The following is a 17,821-nucleotide window of genomic DNA, read 5'->3' as shown; positions in this document are numbered from 1 at the left end:
TAAATATACGTCACTTTTTACGGTGTCTCATACTTTTTTGACCCAAAATACGCTTTTTATCTCGCGAGCGACGAGCTTTATTAGTGTTTTTTCTTATATTTTTAGGCTCTTTCGTTAAATCTGGCTCATACCCCGGTAACCACTGAGGAGTAAGTCTGGTGCCCAGCAAAATGTCTATTTCATCTAATAACCATTGTTCATCAATGCTAACTAGCGACAACGCTAACCCTTTTTCGCCAGCACGACCTGTACGACCTATTCGATGCACATAATCTTCAGCCACATAAGGTAGCTCATAGTTAATGACATATTTTAAAGAGGCAATATCAAGGCCGCGAGCGGCCACATCAGTCGCGACTAATACCCGAGTTACACCAGATTTAAAGTTTTGTAATGCTTTATCTCGCGCCCCTTGGCTTTTATCACCATGAATTGATTCGGTTTTTAAGCCATCTTTAGACATTTCTTTAGCAAGCACATCAGCAGTTTGTTTAGTTCGGGTAAATATCAGTACTTGCTGCCAATTTTTCATGCCAATCATGTGTGACACCAGCTCACGTTTACGGTCTTCATCAACCGCATAAACTAGCTGCTCAACTTCAACCGCTGCCGAGTTGCGTTTATTCACTTCAACTAGTTTAGGATCATCTAGTAACTGCTTACTAAGCTTAAAGATACTGTCATCAAATGTGGCTGAAAAAAGTAAGGTTTGGCGTTCTTTCGGCACATGACGCAAGATACGTTTTATCTCGTCAATAAACCCCATATCAAGCATGCGATCAGCTTCATCAAATACCAAGGCATTAATACTAGAAAGTTTAATACTGCCTTTGATCACATGATCAAGTAAACGCCCCGGAGTTGCAACAACAACCTGCGCCCCTTTTATGGCTTTAATTTGTGGTCCAATACTAGCGCCGCCATAAGCCAGTGCCGCTTTTATTTCAGTATGCGCAGCATAACGCTCTACACTTGCAAAGACTTGCTGTGCGAGCTCTCGGGTTGGCGTTAAAATTAGGACTTTAACAGCATCAGGGAGTACTTCAGCAGATAACAAATTGTGCAGTAGTGGTAAAACAAAGGCTGCAGTTTTACCCGTACCAGTTTGTGCGCTGCCCATTACATCTGCACCCGCTAAAATAAGTGGGATGGTTTGCGCTTGAATTGCTGTGGGTGTGTGATAATTCTCTTCTTGCAAGGCTGTTAGCAATGCAGGTGCAAGATTTAACTCTGAAAAGGTCGCTACTGACATAGTCTGAAGTATATTTAGCTATAAAAACGCTATTGTACGCGGAACATCAGCAACAAAAAAGGCGCAATAAGCGCTCTTTGTCGTAATTGTAAAGATTACGCCGGTTTAAGTGACTCTTTACGGTGATTATAAAAACTAATTAGGTCATCAACCGTTGTTTGGCAATAATCACGAATGCCAGATACAAGCATGTGCTTTTCACCCGACCCTACTTTTTCGCCATTTTCTAACAGGTTGAAGCGAAGCGTAATTTTTCCGCGTTTGCCAGTAAACTCAAAATCAGGCTCAGCAAACTCTAATTCAGGTGCACTAATATCAAGGCGGTCAAGGTTAATCAACATTGATTCGTAAATCACCATTGGGCGGGCTGGGTTGATCATCACATCTTGCTTGCCCATTAATGGAATGATGACATGTGGGAAGGTAGTACCAGAAAACTCAACATAGTTTTTTATTAAGCTATTTGTTAACTCAGGACATTGGCTAACAGCCCCTTCACGCTTTACTTTTAGCATCACTTTTTCGCCATCGGTGATAGCAAACTCATCAGCACCTTCAGGAAAAGTCAGCTTTGAATTTTCATCAACCATACCGGCAAAAGTGAACTCCATTTTTTCACTAATACCATAGCGGTTTAAAACCAGCGAAAAAAGTAAATCGCCCGGCACACAAAACTTTTTAGCATCTTTATCGTGTAACGGATTGAAATCATCCGCCACTAACTTAGCAAAGCGACAGCCTTGCTCGCGTGAGATAGAAACGTAATCAGCATGCTGCTGATAATAAGGACTTAACATATTTGTTCACTGCTTAAACTACTTATAACCTATCTATACTATCAGAAAAAAAGCAAACAGAGGTCGAATCTGTTGAGTATCATTTTCTATATTAACTTTGTGAAAGACTAATTACTTTCAGAGCGCGCACCAAATTGTATCAATTTGTACGAAACAATTAACAAATAAGCGTGAATAGTAAAAACTAACAGCACATTTATATAGTGAAAAATTATTACATAAAAACAAATATAAATTCACTTTATCTTTTAAAACAACAAGCTAATAAAGATCTGAACGAGGCACTACAAAAAACTCTGAAACACAAGCTTTAATGTAAGGCAATTTGTAGCTAATGAAATAAATGAGGTATGATAAGCGCGCTTTTTTATCATGATAATAACTCATATAGACTGCATAAATAATAATGATAATAAGCGGTAAATAAATGAATACTCACTATGATTTTGAATGGTTTCATCTGTTTTTAATGGTAAATATTGCTTTGAAATTTAGACGACCAATCGCTCAGGGACTTGGTTAAATGATAAACCGATTAAGCTGGGCGGCTCTGCTTTTTTGTTTTTGCTGTTACTCTAAAGCTGAAGATAAAGCTGAACAGGTCTTTTTTAAAGTTTCACCAACAGTCTGTGTGACAGAAGCAAAACAAAAAGCCTGCGAGTTTAATGTGCAAGTTCATTTTCGAGTTGCTCCTTATGAAGAACTTTGTTTAGAAGTAACCCAACGCCCTCATTACACTCAGTGCTACACGCAAACAGGATTAATAGCCAAACAGTTTTTAATCAAAACAGAATACCCTCTTACCGTTAAGTTAATTAACCCTTTGAGCAGCAACGTTGTTAAACAGCAGCGTCTCTCAATAGTTAGCTATGAAGCCAAAGATTACCGTATAAAGCGGCGCTTTGGCTGGAGTTTATGATGCAGCATATTTTTTTAATTGAAGATGATGTGAAACTAGCCAATTTAATTCAAACATTTTTATTAAAACACGGCTATACCATTGATGTATTTAATACAGCTGAAGATTACCGTAGTAGTGAAATTACCTTTATTCCCTCATTGATTATCTGTGATGTGATGTTACCTGATGGCAATGGTTTTGAATTAATTTCACAACTAAAAGAAAAATACACCTGTCCTGTTATTTTTTTAACAGCTTTAGACTCAGTGCAATCACAAATTAAAGGCCTAAACTTAGGTGCTTACGACTACTTAATAAAGCCCATTAAACCTGAGCTATTATTAGCGAAAATTAAAACAATCATCGCCCACACTGTAAACCAAGATAGCTTTTCAGATCACAGCGACTGTTTACGCATAGACAGTAAAAAGCGTGATATCTACTTTCATAATACTGCTCTGAACCTAAACGAGAGTGAATTTGATATTATCGCCTATCTAGCGAAGAATATGCCGCAGCCAGTCTCTCGCGAAGTGCTGTTTAAACATGTCATTGGCCGTGAGTATGACGGACTAGACCGCGCTATAGATTTAAAAGTGAGCCGATTACGTAAAAAACTCAAAGATACGATAAGCAGCCACAAAAATTCGTTGGATATTAAATCGGTGCGAGGCAAAGGCTACAGTTTGGATATTTCAAAACTATGAAGCAGCAATTTTTTAAGCTTTACCTGATTATCACAGTAAGCTTAATTGCTTTAGTTCTTGCGTTTGGTCAGCTTTATAATGAGTTTTTTTCTAAGCATGTGCCGAGTATACAAATTAGTGTTGCTGAACTTACACAAATAGCAGAGCAAAAAGACTCGCGGATCAGTAGCCTAAGCATAAGTGAAATTGCATTGCCTGATTCTTTGCTCAACACGTTTAATCAAGACGGTATTATCAGTGTCACTGAGCATAATCAGCAATTTATATATCTCAAGGGCAGTAATGGTAGCATTCAAAAAGTTGGCCCCATTAACCTGATTTCACACGCAAAAACTGACTGGTTTGCTTTTTTCGCCTTTTATTTTTTGCTTGGTGTGATGATTTTATTGTTTATACGCCCAGTGTTTCGTGATTTGAGCTTATTGCAACGTGCAGCCTACCGCTTCAGCAAAAAACCGCAACGAATAGAGCTCGATATAAAGCCAAATTCATCCATTGCACCGCTTGCAAACACCTTTACTGATATGTCAGAGCGTATCAACAAATTTGTGCAGCTTCATAGCGATTTATCCCGCATTATTTCTCATGAAATTCGTACCCCACTCTCGCGTATGCGATTTGCGTTATCAATCGCAGAACTAGATTCGTTAGAAAGTAGCCAAATAGAGCGTGATATCGATGAGATTGAATTGCGCTTAGAACAATATTTATCGTTTGCTCGTTTAGAGCATCAACAAAGTGTGTTTAACCAGGAGAAAGTTAACTTAACTAAACTGATCAACACGGAAATAGCTAAATTTGATTTATACAAAGAACTCAAATTTATTCCAACTCTTGAGGTTGACGCTGCTTTTTGCGAAACAAGCTTTATGGCAATCGCGGTACAAAACTTACTGATCAACGCCACAAAATACGCAAAACACACTATTTATATAAGCACTGAAGAGAAAGCAGGTAATTACTTGATAAGCGTCACAGATGATGGACCAGGGTTGCCTATAAATGCTGATGCGTTAATTGAACCATTCAAACAAGGTGAAGGAGATAAATTGGCGAGTGGTTATGGATTAGGACTTTATATCGTGCATCGTATTGCTAGCTGGCATGGCGGTAAAATTGGTTTAGCCAATAACCTCGAAACGGGCGGCGCTCAAATCTCAATCAGTTGGCCTAAAAATGGTATGTAATGCCAGTAAAACCTGAGAAATAGCCATTTTTATTAATCATATGTGAGTTAGCTAAATTGCTATCAAGCCAAGTGTGCTTTAGTTTGAAATCAACACTAAAATTATCACTGATCGGATACTCGTAGCTTACTTTTAAATAGTAATTGGTGGCACTTTCTAAATTATAACTTAATAAGCGAGTTTTGCTCTCAGTGGGGCTAACCGTGTAGTAATAGTCAATTAACTCTTCATTTTTGTAGTTTATACCAGCCTCAATGCCAGCAATACCGGAAAACAATGTAAATGCTTGGTAGCCATTGAATAAGATTTCATAGCCATTATGAACATTGGTTATATCGTGCACGTATGCCGCACTCAACCAAATGTCGTCATAAATATTTAAAGCTGATGAAAAGCCAGCCATATAAGAAAGGTTGCGCTCTATCGGTGTTAAGTTAATTGGTGAAGCACTTGGAATTGTAGGTCGACCTGAACTAGAACGTACCACACCTGTCGCGTAGAGTTTATCTACCCCATCTAACTCAAAGAAAAAGCCATCATCATTAAAGCGCCCCAGTAAATCAATATAAAATTTCTCAGATTCAAATAAGCTGTAACCAATAGAAAAATCATCGAAATACCAGCTATCACCATAATAAGCCAAGCTTGGCAGAATTGGCGAAATAACATCATCGGCATCAAGTACTGGGTTCTCAATACCACCGTAGCCTAGCGTAACGCTTGCATGAAAAGTAGACTTTTTAATCAATTGCGGCTGCTTAACATCATCCTGCGCAAATGCAGTTGATGCAGCTAAGCAACACATTGAACCAAACAACCTTTTCATTAACGTAACTCACCTTAATGCCGTAATAAACGACTACTATACTAACTTAATAAACTAAAACTCTTTTAGCCCTTTCTGTGCTGGGGCGATCATAGCGTTTGCATACATTTTTGTATAATTTTTTTGCCACACAACGCAGTAAAATGACTTATTTTATCTACTATCGTCAAACTAACATACTGAAAGAAATATTAAATAGCTTGTACATTTTGCTACATAGGTTTTCAGTTTTAGTTATTAAATTCCATTATTTAATTCACTCAATGACAAAAAAAGGGCCCGAAGGCCCTTTTGCTACATAACACACTTAGGGAGTGTTTAGTCTCGTTTCATACGACGACGAAGACCGGCAAAACCAGCTAATAACACTGTTATCCATGCTAAAGAGCCGCTTGAGCCAGAGCTTGATTGCGCTTCTTCTTCAGGAACGACCGTTGTTTCTTCAGCCGTTACTGTCACAGCAACTCCTAGTTCCATCGCTTCTATTCCATCACTTACCAATACAGTAAACTGATGCTCACCAGCCGTTAGACCTGATACTTCAGTGATTGCTGATGTTGGACTTGCGATAGTACCTGGGCCTTGCCATGAGAAAGTTAACTCATCGTTATCTAAATCATGAGATGCTGAGGCATCTAGGGTAATAACGCTACCTTCAGTGACTTGCTGAGAACTTGCTTCAACAACCACAACAGGTGCGTCGTTTACTGCCTCGACTGTTAACATAAAGGTTGTGCTTGCTGCGTCTGATGGGTATTCAATATCAGACACCATTACAGTTACTTCTGTCTCACCAGAGAAGTTTTCATTTGGTGTAATAGTTACTGTATCGCCATCAACTTCGTAGCTTACATCATCAGAAATTACCGAGATTTCATTCTTCGAGTTCTTTTCATCAATGTGATGAACGTCGAAGCTAATCGGTGTTTCCTCAGTTGTCACCATATCATCAAGTGCAATCACTGTGATGTTACCAGGGATCGCCAGTGTTGCAGTTGAAGTCATGTCATTCAGACCCGAGATTGCTGCTTTAGCTGCAACTTCAAGTGTTTGACCTGTAGCGGTTGGCATAACTTCGGCCCATGCGGTGACTTCAAATTGTGATGACTCTGGACCAACATAGTCCATACATACTACGTATCCATCGCTGATTACTTCATCTAAGTTGTTATAAGCAATCTGAATACCGCGATAGCTTTCAAGAGGACCGTATTGATATTGTGCACCGCGGAAACCTTGTAAACCGATACTTCCAGCAGGACGAGTAGTACCAAAATCTAAATTATCGTATGCATAGTAAATTTCATGCTCGCCTTTACCAAAGCGCGTATTGGCATTAAACAGCACTTGGAAGTCAAATGAGTTATCACGTTTAGTGTAAGTATATTGACCCGTTTCACGATCATAAACAGGGTTGTCGTAATCTGACGCGTTATCCCACTCAATAATACCCCAACCTGTTGTTGTACTTGCAAGTGAGATCCCTTCGTTAGACGATAAACCCACTGACATTACTGAACGTAATAAGCCGCTCTCTGCAAACTCCCAACCACGCCATAATGGACCCATATTCTCATAAGGGAATGTTTCATAAGGAAACGGATTATGCACTGGGAAGAAGTAACGACTACCGCCTGTATTCACTGTCCCCATACCACGAATTTGAATTATCGAGTTTTGGATATTTGTATTATCAGCATTGTTATACAGACTGAATGTGTCAAATGCACCATTGTAAAAGCTTGCTATTGGTAACGAATAACCACTTCGTGAATTATATAGATTACTTTCATCGAAGCCTGAAAGCATAGGCATAATGCCAAACTCAGATAAGTCAACATAACCGCCTGGGTTTGAGTTACCAAAATCAGGTGTACGACACATTTCATCAGTGATGTTATCAGTGACGATGTAATCTGGCTCTACATCTCGGGTATCCGCTTGTGTGCCCGTTACAATCACTTTACCGTCAGCAATTTCAACGTTGATTTCAGATGCTGTTGAAACCATTACATTTTCTGCTTTGATATCAAGACCAGCAGGAATATCAAGTTCTAGTGAGAACTCACGATCTATACCTGAGTTATTCGCTAATACTTCAAATGTGTAAGGCACCATATCGCCCACTTTTGCACCTGTATATGGCGCATCAAGGTGAGCAACATCATTGCCACGGTTAAGCTTAAATGGAATAGAGCCTAGGTTGCCATGATTTACGGCCGATGTGCCCACATCAAGCAAAGAGTAGTAAACGCTGTCTGAATCAAATTCCATATCCCAATTAACAGTCATTTCAACAGTGTTTTGGCCATCACTGCTAGGAAGGTTGGCTGTCATTCCTGACGCCTCTTGGTCAGACACAACGGCTGTGGCAAGTTTAAAGGTTTCTTCTAACGCACCAACCGATGATTCATTTGAGTTGTAAATTACAACCCAGTATTCACCTTCTTCTGGGTTGTTAATATTACAGAAGTTATTGTAAATGATATGGTTAGATACACATAAGATCTCGTCTTGCGGCTGAACAATACCATCACCGTTATAATCTTTACCTACATAGACGATAGCATTACCGACTTTTAAAGTACCTTCTAACTCGGATTCAACACCTACGCTTTCAGCAATAAAACGTTTTGCGTTCGCAGGCACAGTAACAAACTTAGTAAATGTTGCTTCATCTAGAATATCACTAGCATCAACTTCTTCTGTTCGATTCATGGCCCACGGGAAAGTACGCTCATCATCTTTTGGCAAAGTTACTGTAGTGATATCTGCTTTAACCGGCTCATATGCGCGTGCAACAGGTGCTTCAACACTCGGTAATACAATACCTTTAGCAACATAAGTGCCTACATTTGAATGAGCAGTTATTTCTAATGAAGATGGTAAATTACCGCGATCATATTTAAACGCTACTGGCCAATGTGCATCTGGGATACCAGCTTCTTCAGCTTGGAACACAAGGTTGGTATGAAGCTCAACTTCTGAGTTACTAAACCAATCTTGGGTATCCATGATTGATGCTTTAACAATGATTGTTTGCGTTTCACCTTTTTTCAGTGAGAAAGTTTTCGGGAAGATATCAATATTCACACCATTTTGAGCGGTTTGTGAATTAACATCAAATGCCCAGTTTTCAACATCTTCATGGCTTACAGTCCAGGTTCCATCTTCTGTTGCTTTGATAGTTCGAACCCATTGACACTCTGGTGCACAAGAAAAGTTAACCAAATTTGGTAAGTTAAGTTTGTGAGGTGTACCGCCATTATATGGATCAGCCGCTAAGAAGTTGTCGGCTGTTTCGTCCATAACAAAACCAGCTTCAGCTGCTAATGCAACATTGATTCGACCTGCACCAGCACGGTAAATTTTAGCATCAGCAACAACATCATTTTCACTGTTTAAACGATGGTACTTAACTACGTTTTCGGCAGTCATTGATAGTGCAGATTGAATCTCGGCCGCACTCCACTCAGGATGAATCTGACGCAGTAATGCCATTGCACCGGCAACATGAGGTGATGCCATAGACGTGCCGCTAATCGCTGCATAATCTTGACCATGTGGTGCCACAAAAGGATGCTCATCAGAGTATGCCGCATAAATATCAACACCAGGAGCTGCAAGTGTTGGAGCTAGTACTTCAACATTCGAATAAGATGGACCACGCGATGAGAAGGTTGCTAACCAATCAGCATCTTCAGCATCAACACGGCGCTCAATCACTGTTGGCTTAATAGTGATCATATGACCTTTCTCTGATGTACTATCAACCCAATCTTCTAAACCGTCATCGGGCCACACACCATTCCATTGATCATAGGTAAAATGAACGCCTGGTAATGAGTAAGCCTCAGGTACTGTAGCTTGATCACTGTCACGGTTAAACATAATGAAACCATCAGCGCCACCGGCTTTTACATGATCTACTTTTGCGGTACGGGCATTGGCAGCTGTATCTGTAGCTGAGTGACGTTGACAGATTACAATAACATTCGTGCTGCCATCAGCCGCACCAGCTATTTCTGTCCCATCTTTGTAGAAATTAAACGTATTTTCAGGATAATCGGCAGTACAGTATCCATCAGAGTCTTTAAAGCCATTGACGTCTTCATAGTCTTTAGCCCAGACAACAACGCCGGTAATTTCTTCGCTATTAATGGCACCGCCAACTAACCCCATATCTGACCAACTTGGTACTTCAGAACCCATCGTTTCATCAGCAAAGCCCGCATATTCAACTGCAGTTTCAACGACAACAGTACGGCCATGTGTTGTTGCTGCAACTTGCGCAAGCCACGGCGACGAGTTATCTAAATAGCCAAAACATTCAGCTGCGCCACACCCCTGACCGCTGTTACCTGCTGCCGCGGCAACGTTGATGCCCGCTTCACGCGCTGCTAAAAATGCAAGTTGTACTGGATCGGCCCAAACGTTTGAGTCGGCTCCACCAATTGAGAAGTTGATTACATCAACCCCATCAGAAATTGCATCTTCAATACCTGCTACAAGCGCTTCACCAGGACAACCTGCGTATTCTTCACTTGATGGGTAACATACTTGATAAGAAATAATATTTGCATGCGGTGCAACACCTGAGATTTCAGGGAATAAACCCTCTTTCAAGATATTGCCATCAGTATTTTCACCAAAACTAGGTAGCATATATGGAACGTCTTTGACTACGTTACCTGCCGCAGTTGACGCAACATGCGAACCATGACCTTGATAATCTTCACCAATCGCCGGCCAGCCTGGGATCATGGCATCAAACGCATCTGTGATCACATCGTAAGAACGTACACCAATTAGTTTGTTATTACATTGAATCTCTTCTGGCTCTTCAACACAGTCACCAACATAAACGCCCGCACCAAATGGGTTTTCATGCTCATAACCATCAGCACCCACAGCTGCAAATGACGGGTGATCTGAGTTAATACCTGTATCAATAATACCTATGATTTGGCCTTCACCTTTACCTTTGATGCCACTTGGAACACTTGTTCCATCCCAAATTTGATCAGCACCGATGTGCTTAGGGCCTTCATCTGAAAGTAAATCATAATTTTTAGAACGCATTACTGATACAACAGAGCCAAGCGAAGCGACCTGTAATGCCTCTTGCTCTGTCATTTTTACAGAGAAACCATTTAGCGCTTTAGTGAATTGACGGCGCATCTCTGTACGCCCTGTAACTGCCGTTACGTTTTGCATAACAGCACGTTGTTTCGAATAAAGCTTGTTTTGATATTCTGTAACGGCTGAAATTGCAGCCTGACCTTTTTCAAAAACTTTGGTAATACCTTGAGCTTGCATAGATTTTGATAAAGACGAAGTTAAGTCTCTAGCTTCAAGAGCAACAGAGTTATCACGTAAACGAATAATATAAATATGTTCGCCACCCAGACCTTCTTCTTTAAATTTGCTTGCTTGGCTATTTAATTGAACATTTAAACCATCGTTTTGTAGCATGCTTGAAGAGTTACCTTGCTCGAACTCTTTGGAAAATGCTTTCACTTCTTCAAATGTAATATTTGGTGCTTTTAATTGGTGCTTAACTTGATTGTTCTCAACACCGACTGCATGTGCAGCACTAGCACTATAGAGAGCTGCAGCAACAGCGATCGAAAGTGTTTTGACTTTCATAAAGTATCCCCTGGATAGTTAGTTTGAATAGTTATTCAAGCTTTTTGAATTTCCATTTCAACGCTTGTAGTAACAATATAACCACAGGGAGAATCAAAAATGACGTACATTCGTGTAGCGTTTTGTACACACTGTTAACATTAAAGTTACCAAAGGTGGGCTAATATAGCGTTTCTATATACAATATCTCTGAGTACAAAATAGAAGTAGCATATTTTATTTAGGTAAGAAATGAAGATAAAATTTATTTATTAATCAATTAATTATGATTATGCAGTGGTAAATTGCATAATTCTTATGCAACTATTACTTGAGCTGGCTCATGGTTTTCAAATTCGAAGCAGTAAAGGCTTTACCAGCGATGAGCAAAACTGTCATTTTGCAACATTGTGTTCTGGTAAAGCCTATCGTTTTTAGCGGTTTAACGCTTGCTGAGAAATCATTTCAGCAACACTACCCACTTGTACTGACATACTCTCTTGACTAGGCGGAAATGCCTTAAAGGTTTTTACAAACTCTGAAATTTGATTACCTGCAGGGCCTAAAATCCAACTACGGTTTTCAGCCCACTCATCATAACCCCTAGCATCAATGAAACGCTCAAATGGATCCATTTTTAAGTTAATAATGTAAGGTGAAGTAAGAGCTTGCTGTGTAGACCTAAACCAATGATTTTGTTCTGTAAAGATTAACTTCCAGTCACCGTAACGCATTCCATGAAAGGTAGTTTCGGTGAAGTAATAGAACTCTTTACGCTTTGTTTTACCATTGTTCAGTAAGATATCACTTTGATCGAAACCATCTAAATGAACCTTATACTTTTGACCATTGATTTTGGTACCTTTTAATAAATTAGCTTTTAAATCTTTATCGCCAACCCACGACATAATCGTTGGCATCCAATCTTCCATTGTCATGAACTCACCTGTGCTCACACCTTTAGGAATATGGTCCGGCCATTTAACAACCATAGGTACTCTGAAGCCACCTTCCCAGCCACCAACGCCTTTTTCACCATGAAATGGCTGATTACCACCATCTGGCCATGAGTTTGATGCGGCACCGTTGTCGGTAGAAAACATCACTATTGTGTTATCAGCGACTTTAAGTTCATCAAGTAAGTTAAGTAACTCACCTACATCATCATCCATTTCGGCCATACCATCAGCATATAAACCAAAGCCAGTTTTACCGTCATAAGCTTTATTAAGGTTAGTTTGGTAATGCATTCGAGTTGTGTTATGCCACACGAAGAAAGGTTTATTCTGTTTTACTGCATCACGAATAAAGCGTTTTGACTCTACAAGTACTTCTTGGTCTAAATTACGCTGACGCTCTTTCCCAAATGGGCCAAGATCTTTAATCTCTTGTTTGCCATTTCCAAGCGCTTTTGAATGAATGACTCCACGCATTTTTAAGCCTAACTTTTCTTGTGTTTTAGCGTCTTGAGGATAATCTTGCTGCTCTGGATACTCACCCGCATTGAGGTGATATAAGATACCAAAAAATTCATCAAAGCCATGATTTGTAGGTAAGTGTTCATCACGATCACCTAAGTGATTTTTACCGAATTGGCCTGTAACGTAACCTTTTGATTTGAGCATGGTTGCTAAGGTTGGATCTTTCTCTTGCAAACCTTGTGGTGCGCCAGGAAGACCTACGGTACTGAGACCTGTACGCATAGGATACTGACCAGTAATAAATGCAGCGCGGCCAGCAGTGCACGAGGCCTGTGCGTAATGATCCATAAATATCATGCCATCATTCGCAATGCTATCAATGTTAGGTGTACTGCCTCCCATCATACCTCGATGGTAAGCACTAATATTCCACATACCAACATCATCGCCCCAAATAACAAGTACATTGGGTTTTTCTGCAGCGACACTTGGTAAACTTAAGCCTAAAATGGCCACGCAGGCCAGTATGTATTTAAACATCACTTTCTCCTTGAAAACTGACTAAAGCATTTGCCTTAGCTTCAAAAATCCCTCGCTTGCAGTCACCTTATACTGCTTTCTTAAGATATTCATACAAGTGATAAATTGTGCATGTTTAATACTATTAGAGCAGTCCCTATTTACAAGTTAAATCTGGGGTAACTTTGATTTAAATATAAAAAAACCGAGCATAAAGCTCGGTTTATAAAACTAAAGGATGATTAAGCTTGCGGATAATCGCGGTATGCACGCTCAATTTTTTTCGCTTGCTTTTTAGACACACCAAGATGTGCTAAAGCAACACGTAAACGAGCACGCGATAAGTCAGAGCCTAAAATTTCCATCGCATCAAGTACTGATGTTGAAGATGTCTTACCTGTGATAGCCACAAAGATTGGCTCTAGGAAGTCTTTAATCTTCAACTCATGGAAAGTCGCCACTTCTTTTGCGATAGCAAAAATCGCTGGTTTTTCCCAACTACGTAAACCTTCTAATTGCCAGATGAAGAACTGTAATGCTTGACGGATTACATCTTCATCAGCTTTACCTGCTGTTAATAGCGCAGGATCATAACTTGGAATACCACCTACAAAGTGGCCCGCAAGGTCAACCATGTCAGAAAGCGTATTAATACGTGTTTTAGCTTCTGGCAATACTTTAGCGAATAGCTCGGTATTAAATTTCCAATCAACAAAACGCTGCATTAGCTCTGCATCAGATAAGTTTTCACGGATCCACATACCGTTTAACCAACTAAGCTTATCGATATCGAAAATTGGGCCGCCAAGCGACACTCGTTTCATATCAAAGTGTTCAATCATCTCTGCTAAGGTGAACTTTTCACGCTCGTCTGGCATTGACCAACCCATACGGCCTAAATAGTTTAATAGTGCCTCTGGAAGGTAACCCATTTCTTTATAGTAGTTGATTGAAGTTGGGTTTTTACGCTTCGATAATTTTGACTTATCTGGGTTACGCAGTAACGGTAAGTGACCTAATACTGGCGCTTCCCAACCGAAGTCTTCATATAATTTTAATAGCTTAGGCGCTGAATTGATCCACTCTTCACCACGGAAAATGTGGCTAATTTGCATGTGATGATCATCAACAACGTTGGCAAGGAAGTAAGTTGGGAAACCATCTGCTTTAAGTAGCACTTGCATGTCTACATTTTCCCATGGGATCTCAATTTCGCCACGTAGGTAGTCGTTAAACTTAAACGTGCCTTCGCTTGGGATCTTCATACGGATTACGTAAGGCTTACCCGCTTCAAGGTTTGCTTTAATTTCATCTTCAGAAAGATTTAAACCACGACCATCGTATTTAGGGCGTAGACCTTCGGCCATTTGCTCTTCACGCATTTGGTCTAGTTCTTCGCTCGTAGCAAAACAGTAAAAAGCTTTACCCTGTTCAACTAACTGATGCGCGAATTTCTTATATAAATCGCTACGCTCAGATTGACGGTATGGGCCAAACTCACCGCCTACATCTGGACCGTGATCCCAGTTTAAGCCTAACCATTGTAAGCTATCCATAATAGCTTGCTCTGATTCTGGCGTACTACGAACTTGGTCTGTATCTTCAATACGTAACACAAACTCACCGCCTTGCTGCTTAGCAAAACAGTAGTTAAATAATGCGATATATGCAGTACCTAGGTGCGGGTCGCCAGTCGGTGACGGAGCAACACGGGTGCGAATTGTCATGGTTATATCTCTCAAAAGACAATTAAAAAATTTGCCCAAATGCTAGCACAGCACGGGCTATAATCGAAGTGAAAAGCCGCTTTATGCCGCGACTTTATCTAAATAAGCAATGATATCGTTTGATTCATACAACCAAGTCACTTGGCCGTTTTCTTCAATGCGTAAACAAGGCACTTTTACTTTTCCGCCCTGCTCTAATAGCTCCTGGCGAAATTGCTCGTTATCTTTGGCATCACGGGTTTCAACTGAAAGGCCTTGACGTTTAATGGCACGGCGTACTTTCACGCAAAATGGACAGGCTTTAAATTGATATAGTTTAAATTGTGATGTCACTGAATCAAGCGCGGCTTGCTCTGCTGCTGGACGCTTCTTACTACGTGGTGTGAATACAAAATCAAAAAACAAAATGATGCGGCCTAACAACCAACGAACAAACTTCATCTTACCTTCTCAATAGGGCTCTAAAAAATAGTGGGCAATTTTAACACAGCAAAGCGCGCTGCAACACCTTAAAACAGCTCTATTGAATCATCTTGAGGTTGGCTTTGTTGAATATCTAGTTCGGAGTAAGCAGTGACACAATTACGACCGCTGTTTTTAGAATGGTATAAGGCCTGATCGGCTTTTTGCACAAGGCTGGCAACCATTTCAAACTCGTAGATTGGCATAAAACCACTACTCACTGTTAAGTTGCCTACTTGAGGAAATGGGTATTGGGCAACACAGGAGCGAAAACGATTAAGTGCATTTCGTGCATCTAGCTCGTCACTTGCTTGAAATAACACAGAAAACTCTTCGCCGCCGTAGCGAAAAACGTAATCTTCAATACGAAAGTTATTTTTTAAAAGCTGTGCCACAAGTAAAATAACCTCATCACCAATTACATGACCATAGTTATCATTAACACGTTTAAAATGATCAATATCGACCATAGCAAGGAACCAATGACACTGCTTAGAGTCATGCTCGACCGCTGTATTGGCAGCTATCTCAATCACTTTTTTATCAAATGTTTGCCTGTTAAGAAGTTCAGTAAGTGGATCCTGCTGTGATTTATGTAATAAAGAGAGCTGATTCGCATAGATATTCAGCATATAAATAGCTAGCATACTGCAGCGCTCGGTTAACTCTTTATCAGATTCAACAACAAGTATACCGACAACATTGCCAGTGTAATAAATTGGCACATATGTCGATATCACCCCACAATCACGGCTAATCCGAATTTTATTGCGACTGACTTTTGCCAATAAGTCTAGGACTTCTTGCTCGCTAAGCTCCTCAATGGCTGTGTTCTTATTTAACAGCCGTGCGGGAAGACCAATATTAAAGGTTTTATTAATATAGATTGCAAAACGTGTAAACTCACCTAATTCAGCAACAGCATTTATCAGTGCACTGTCTAACTCAGGCTCTTCTTCCTGTTGCGTTATAGTGACTACCCAGTCATGCCCGCAAGCATTAGAAGCCATTTAGAAGCCCCCAAAATAAAACATAACTTTAGTTTAGTTAAGTTTGCTAGAATTACTAAAAAACTATAACAAAATCATATCATCTCGGTGAATGACTTCACTGCTTGGTGCAAATACAAGCAACTCAGTTATTTGCGATGAATGACAGCCTTTAATTTGATCAATTTCTTGATGGTTAAAGTTAACAAGGCCTTTAGCAATACATTGCCCTTGGCAGGTCACCACTTCAATCACATCACCACGCTCAAACTGCCCTTTCACAGTCTTTACGCCTTTTGCCAGTAAGCTTGCGCCACGTTCTCTAAGCGCAAGGCTTGCGCCATCATCAATTACTAATTGCCCCGTACTTTTAGGTCCTGCAAGTAACCACTTTTTGCGGCCATCTTTTGGTGCGGTGAGTTTTAAAAAGCGCGTACCAGGGAGCTTGTCGGCCATGCAATTTAAAATCACATTTTTACCTGCGCCTTTGGCAATAATTACCTCAACACCGGCGCGACGTGCAATATCGGCTGCTTGCAGTTTGGTTGCCATACCACCGGTACCTAGGGTGGTGCCACTGCCACCAGCGAGCTCTCTAAGCTCATCATTAATATGCTCAACTTCATTGATAAGTGTTGCATTGGCATCAGAGCGAGGATCGCCTGTAAATAAGCCTTCTTGGTCAGTTAACAATAACAGCTTTTCAGCATTCGCTAATATTGCGACTAAAGCAGATAAGTTATCGTTATCACCGACTTTAATTTCGGCGGTGGCTACAGCGTCGTTCTCGTTGATAATTGGCACCACATTGTGAGCGAGTAGTGCATTTAAAGTATCGCGAGCATTTAAGTAACGTTCACGGTCTTCTACATCGGCGCGGGTCAGTAGCATTTGCCCTACATTCACACCATACAAAGCAAACAGACTCTGCCAAATATGAATAAGCTGCCCTTGCCCAATTGCGGCAAGCATTTGTTTTTCAATCAAAGAGCGACCACAGGGGGTAATGAGTTGCTCGCGACCTGCAGCAACCGCGCCGCTTGATACTAAAACAACCTGATAACCCTGTTTTTTTAATTCACAACATTGGCGAACAAGTTCAACCATGTGTGCTTTATCTAATTTGTCGGTACCGCCTGTCAGCACGCTTGTGCCCAGCTTTACAACAACGACGTGTGGCCTTTGCATTTGATTCTTATATTCTGTAATTAAAGTAGAAAGATTATACCCAAGCTACCTCAAGATGCAGAATTCAGCGTTTCACAGGTACTTAATATCAAGGCGTTACTTTGCAAGAATGGCAGTCCCTTTTAAGAAGTAACAACGATGAGAGTAAGTGCCTGTGAAGCGCCCAAAGGGTTGGTTTAAAAGCGATTTATACTGCGTTCTTGATTTTAACAATAGA

12 protein-coding genes are annotated in these 17,821 nt (G+C 40.4%); 3 read left to right on the top strand and 9 right to left on the bottom strand.

Features of this window, described 5'->3' with window-relative positions:
• Positions 1-10: 10 nt before the first annotated feature.
• Both L1266_RS06085 and L1266_RS06080 read right to left on the bottom strand, forming a co-directional pair.
• Positions 11-1,252 (bottom strand): DEAD/DEAH box helicase, encoded by a 1,242-nt coding sequence (locus tag L1266_RS06085; RefSeq protein WP_235377088.1) that lies wholly within the window; start codon positions 1,250-1,252, stop codon positions 11-13.
• A gap of 95 nt (positions 1,253-1,347) precedes the next feature.
• Positions 1,348-2,049, bottom strand: a complete 702-nt coding sequence (locus L1266_RS06080) for a DUF3581 domain-containing protein (protein WP_054551210.1) — start codon at positions 2,047-2,049, stop codon at positions 1,348-1,350.
• A gap of 523 nt (positions 2,050-2,572) precedes the next feature.
• Here L1266_RS06080 and L1266_RS06075 point away from each other — a divergent pair.
• Genes L1266_RS06075 through L1266_RS06065 form a run of 3 tightly spaced genes read left to right on the top strand, consistent with a single transcriptional unit; the run spans position 2,573 to position 4,844 of the window.
• A complete protein-coding gene (locus tag L1266_RS06075) occupies positions 2,573-2,968 on the top strand; it encodes a DUF3019 domain-containing protein (protein ID WP_235377087.1) in 396 nt (131 codons plus the stop codon).
• Positions 2,965-3,657, top strand: coding sequence for a response regulator transcription factor (locus tag L1266_RS06070; protein WP_138599614.1), 693 nt, complete (start codon positions 2,965-2,967; stop codon positions 3,655-3,657). The genes L1266_RS06075 and L1266_RS06070 overlap by 4 nt, the downstream gene beginning before the upstream one ends.
• The gene (locus tag L1266_RS06065) at positions 3,654-4,844 is read left to right on the top strand and encodes an ATP-binding protein (protein ID WP_194441781.1); all 1,191 of its coding nucleotides are present in this window, start codon (positions 3,654-3,656) and stop codon (positions 4,842-4,844) included. Before L1266_RS06070 ends, L1266_RS06065 begins: the two co-directional genes overlap by 4 nt.
• Here L1266_RS06065 and L1266_RS06060 read toward each other — a convergent pair.
• The 7 genes from L1266_RS06060 to proB all read right to left on the bottom strand — a co-directional run bounded on the left by L1266_RS06060 (position 4,828) and on the right by proB (position 17,604).
• The gene (locus L1266_RS06060; protein WP_138599612.1) at positions 4,828-5,670 is read right to left on the bottom strand and encodes a MipA/OmpV family protein; all 843 of its coding nucleotides are present in this window, start codon (positions 5,668-5,670) and stop codon (positions 4,828-4,830) included. The genes L1266_RS06065 and L1266_RS06060 overlap by 17 nt on opposite strands.
• A gap of 318 nt (positions 5,671-5,988) precedes the next feature.
• Entirely contained in the window at positions 5,989-11,319 is a 5,331-nt protein-coding gene (locus tag L1266_RS22240; protein WP_328259813.1) for a S8 family serine peptidase, read from the bottom strand.
• A 413-nt stretch (positions 11,320-11,732) separates the two neighbouring features.
• Positions 11,733-13,259 carry an arylsulfatase gene (locus tag L1266_RS06045; protein ID WP_235377086.1) on the bottom strand — a complete coding sequence of 509 codons (1,527 nt, stop codon included), beginning with the start codon at positions 13,257-13,259 and terminating at the stop codon, positions 11,733-11,735.
• 221 nt (positions 13,260-13,480) lie between these two features.
• Entirely contained in the window at positions 13,481-14,965 is a 1,485-nt protein-coding gene (gltX, locus tag L1266_RS06040; RefSeq protein ID WP_054551203.1) for a glutamate--tRNA ligase, read from the bottom strand.
• Between the two features lie 81 nt (positions 14,966-15,046).
• On the bottom strand, positions 15,047-15,406 hold the full coding sequence (locus L1266_RS06035) for a glutathione S-transferase N-terminal domain-containing protein (RefSeq protein ID WP_054551202.1): 360 nt from the start codon (positions 15,404-15,406) through the stop codon (positions 15,047-15,049).
• 68 nt (positions 15,407-15,474) lie between these two features.
• Positions 15,475-16,437, bottom strand: a complete 963-nt coding sequence (locus L1266_RS06030) for a GGDEF domain-containing protein (RefSeq protein WP_054551201.1) — start codon at positions 16,435-16,437, stop codon at positions 15,475-15,477.
• A gap of 63 nt (positions 16,438-16,500) precedes the next feature.
• Positions 16,501-17,604: a glutamate 5-kinase gene (proB, locus tag L1266_RS06025; RefSeq protein ID WP_054551200.1), complete on the bottom strand. Its 1,104-nt coding sequence runs from the start codon at positions 17,602-17,604 to the stop codon at positions 16,501-16,503.
• Between the last annotated feature and the right edge of the window lie 217 nt (positions 17,605-17,821).

Origin of the sequence: Pseudoalteromonas sp. Cn5-37 (genome assembly GCF_021532495.1) — a bacterium.
Lineage (GTDB): Bacteria > Pseudomonadota > Gammaproteobacteria > Enterobacterales > Alteromonadaceae > Pseudoalteromonas > Pseudoalteromonas simplex.
This window is presented reverse-complemented; position numbering and strand designations above follow the sequence as displayed.

What these genes read in the sequence shown, in the direction of transcription:
- proB (WP_054551200.1), bottom strand. Translation starts at nt 17,604, where the DNA reads ATGCAAAGGCCACACGTCGTTGTTGTAAAGCTGGGCACAAGCGTGCTG.
- L1266_RS06060 (WP_138599612.1), bottom strand. Translation starts at nt 5,670, where the DNA reads ATGAAAAGGTTGTTTGGTTCAATGTGTTGCTTAGCTGCATCAACTGCA.
- gltX (WP_054551203.1), bottom strand. Translation starts at nt 14,965, where the DNA reads ATGACAATTCGCACCCGTGTTGCTCCGTCACCGACTGGCGACCCGCAC.
- L1266_RS06070 (WP_138599614.1), top strand. Translation starts at nt 2,965, where the DNA reads ATGATGCAGCATATTTTTTTAATTGAAGATGATGTGAAACTAGCCAAT.
- L1266_RS22240 (WP_328259813.1), bottom strand. Translation starts at nt 11,319, where the DNA reads ATGAAAGTCAAAACACTTTCGATCGCTGTTGCTGCAGCTCTCTATAGT.
- L1266_RS06045 (WP_235377086.1), bottom strand. Translation starts at nt 13,259, where the DNA reads ATGTTTAAATACATACTGGCCTGCGTGGCCATTTTAGGCTTAAGTTTA.
- L1266_RS06075 (WP_235377087.1), top strand. Translation starts at nt 2,573, where the DNA reads ATGATAAACCGATTAAGCTGGGCGGCTCTGCTTTTTTGTTTTTGCTGT.
- L1266_RS06085 (WP_235377088.1), bottom strand. Translation starts at nt 1,252, where the DNA reads ATGTCAGTAGCGACCTTTTCAGAGTTAAATCTTGCACCTGCATTGCTA.
- L1266_RS06035 (WP_054551202.1), bottom strand. Translation starts at nt 15,406, where the DNA reads ATGAAGTTTGTTCGTTGGTTGTTAGGCCGCATCATTTTGTTTTTTGAT.
- L1266_RS06065 (WP_194441781.1), top strand. Translation starts at nt 3,654, where the DNA reads ATGAAGCAGCAATTTTTTAAGCTTTACCTGATTATCACAGTAAGCTTA.
- L1266_RS06080 (WP_054551210.1), bottom strand. Translation starts at nt 2,049, where the DNA reads ATGTTAAGTCCTTATTATCAGCAGCATGCTGATTACGTTTCTATCTCA.
- L1266_RS06030 (WP_054551201.1), bottom strand. Translation starts at nt 16,437, where the DNA reads ATGGCTTCTAATGCTTGCGGGCATGACTGGGTAGTCACTATAACGCAA.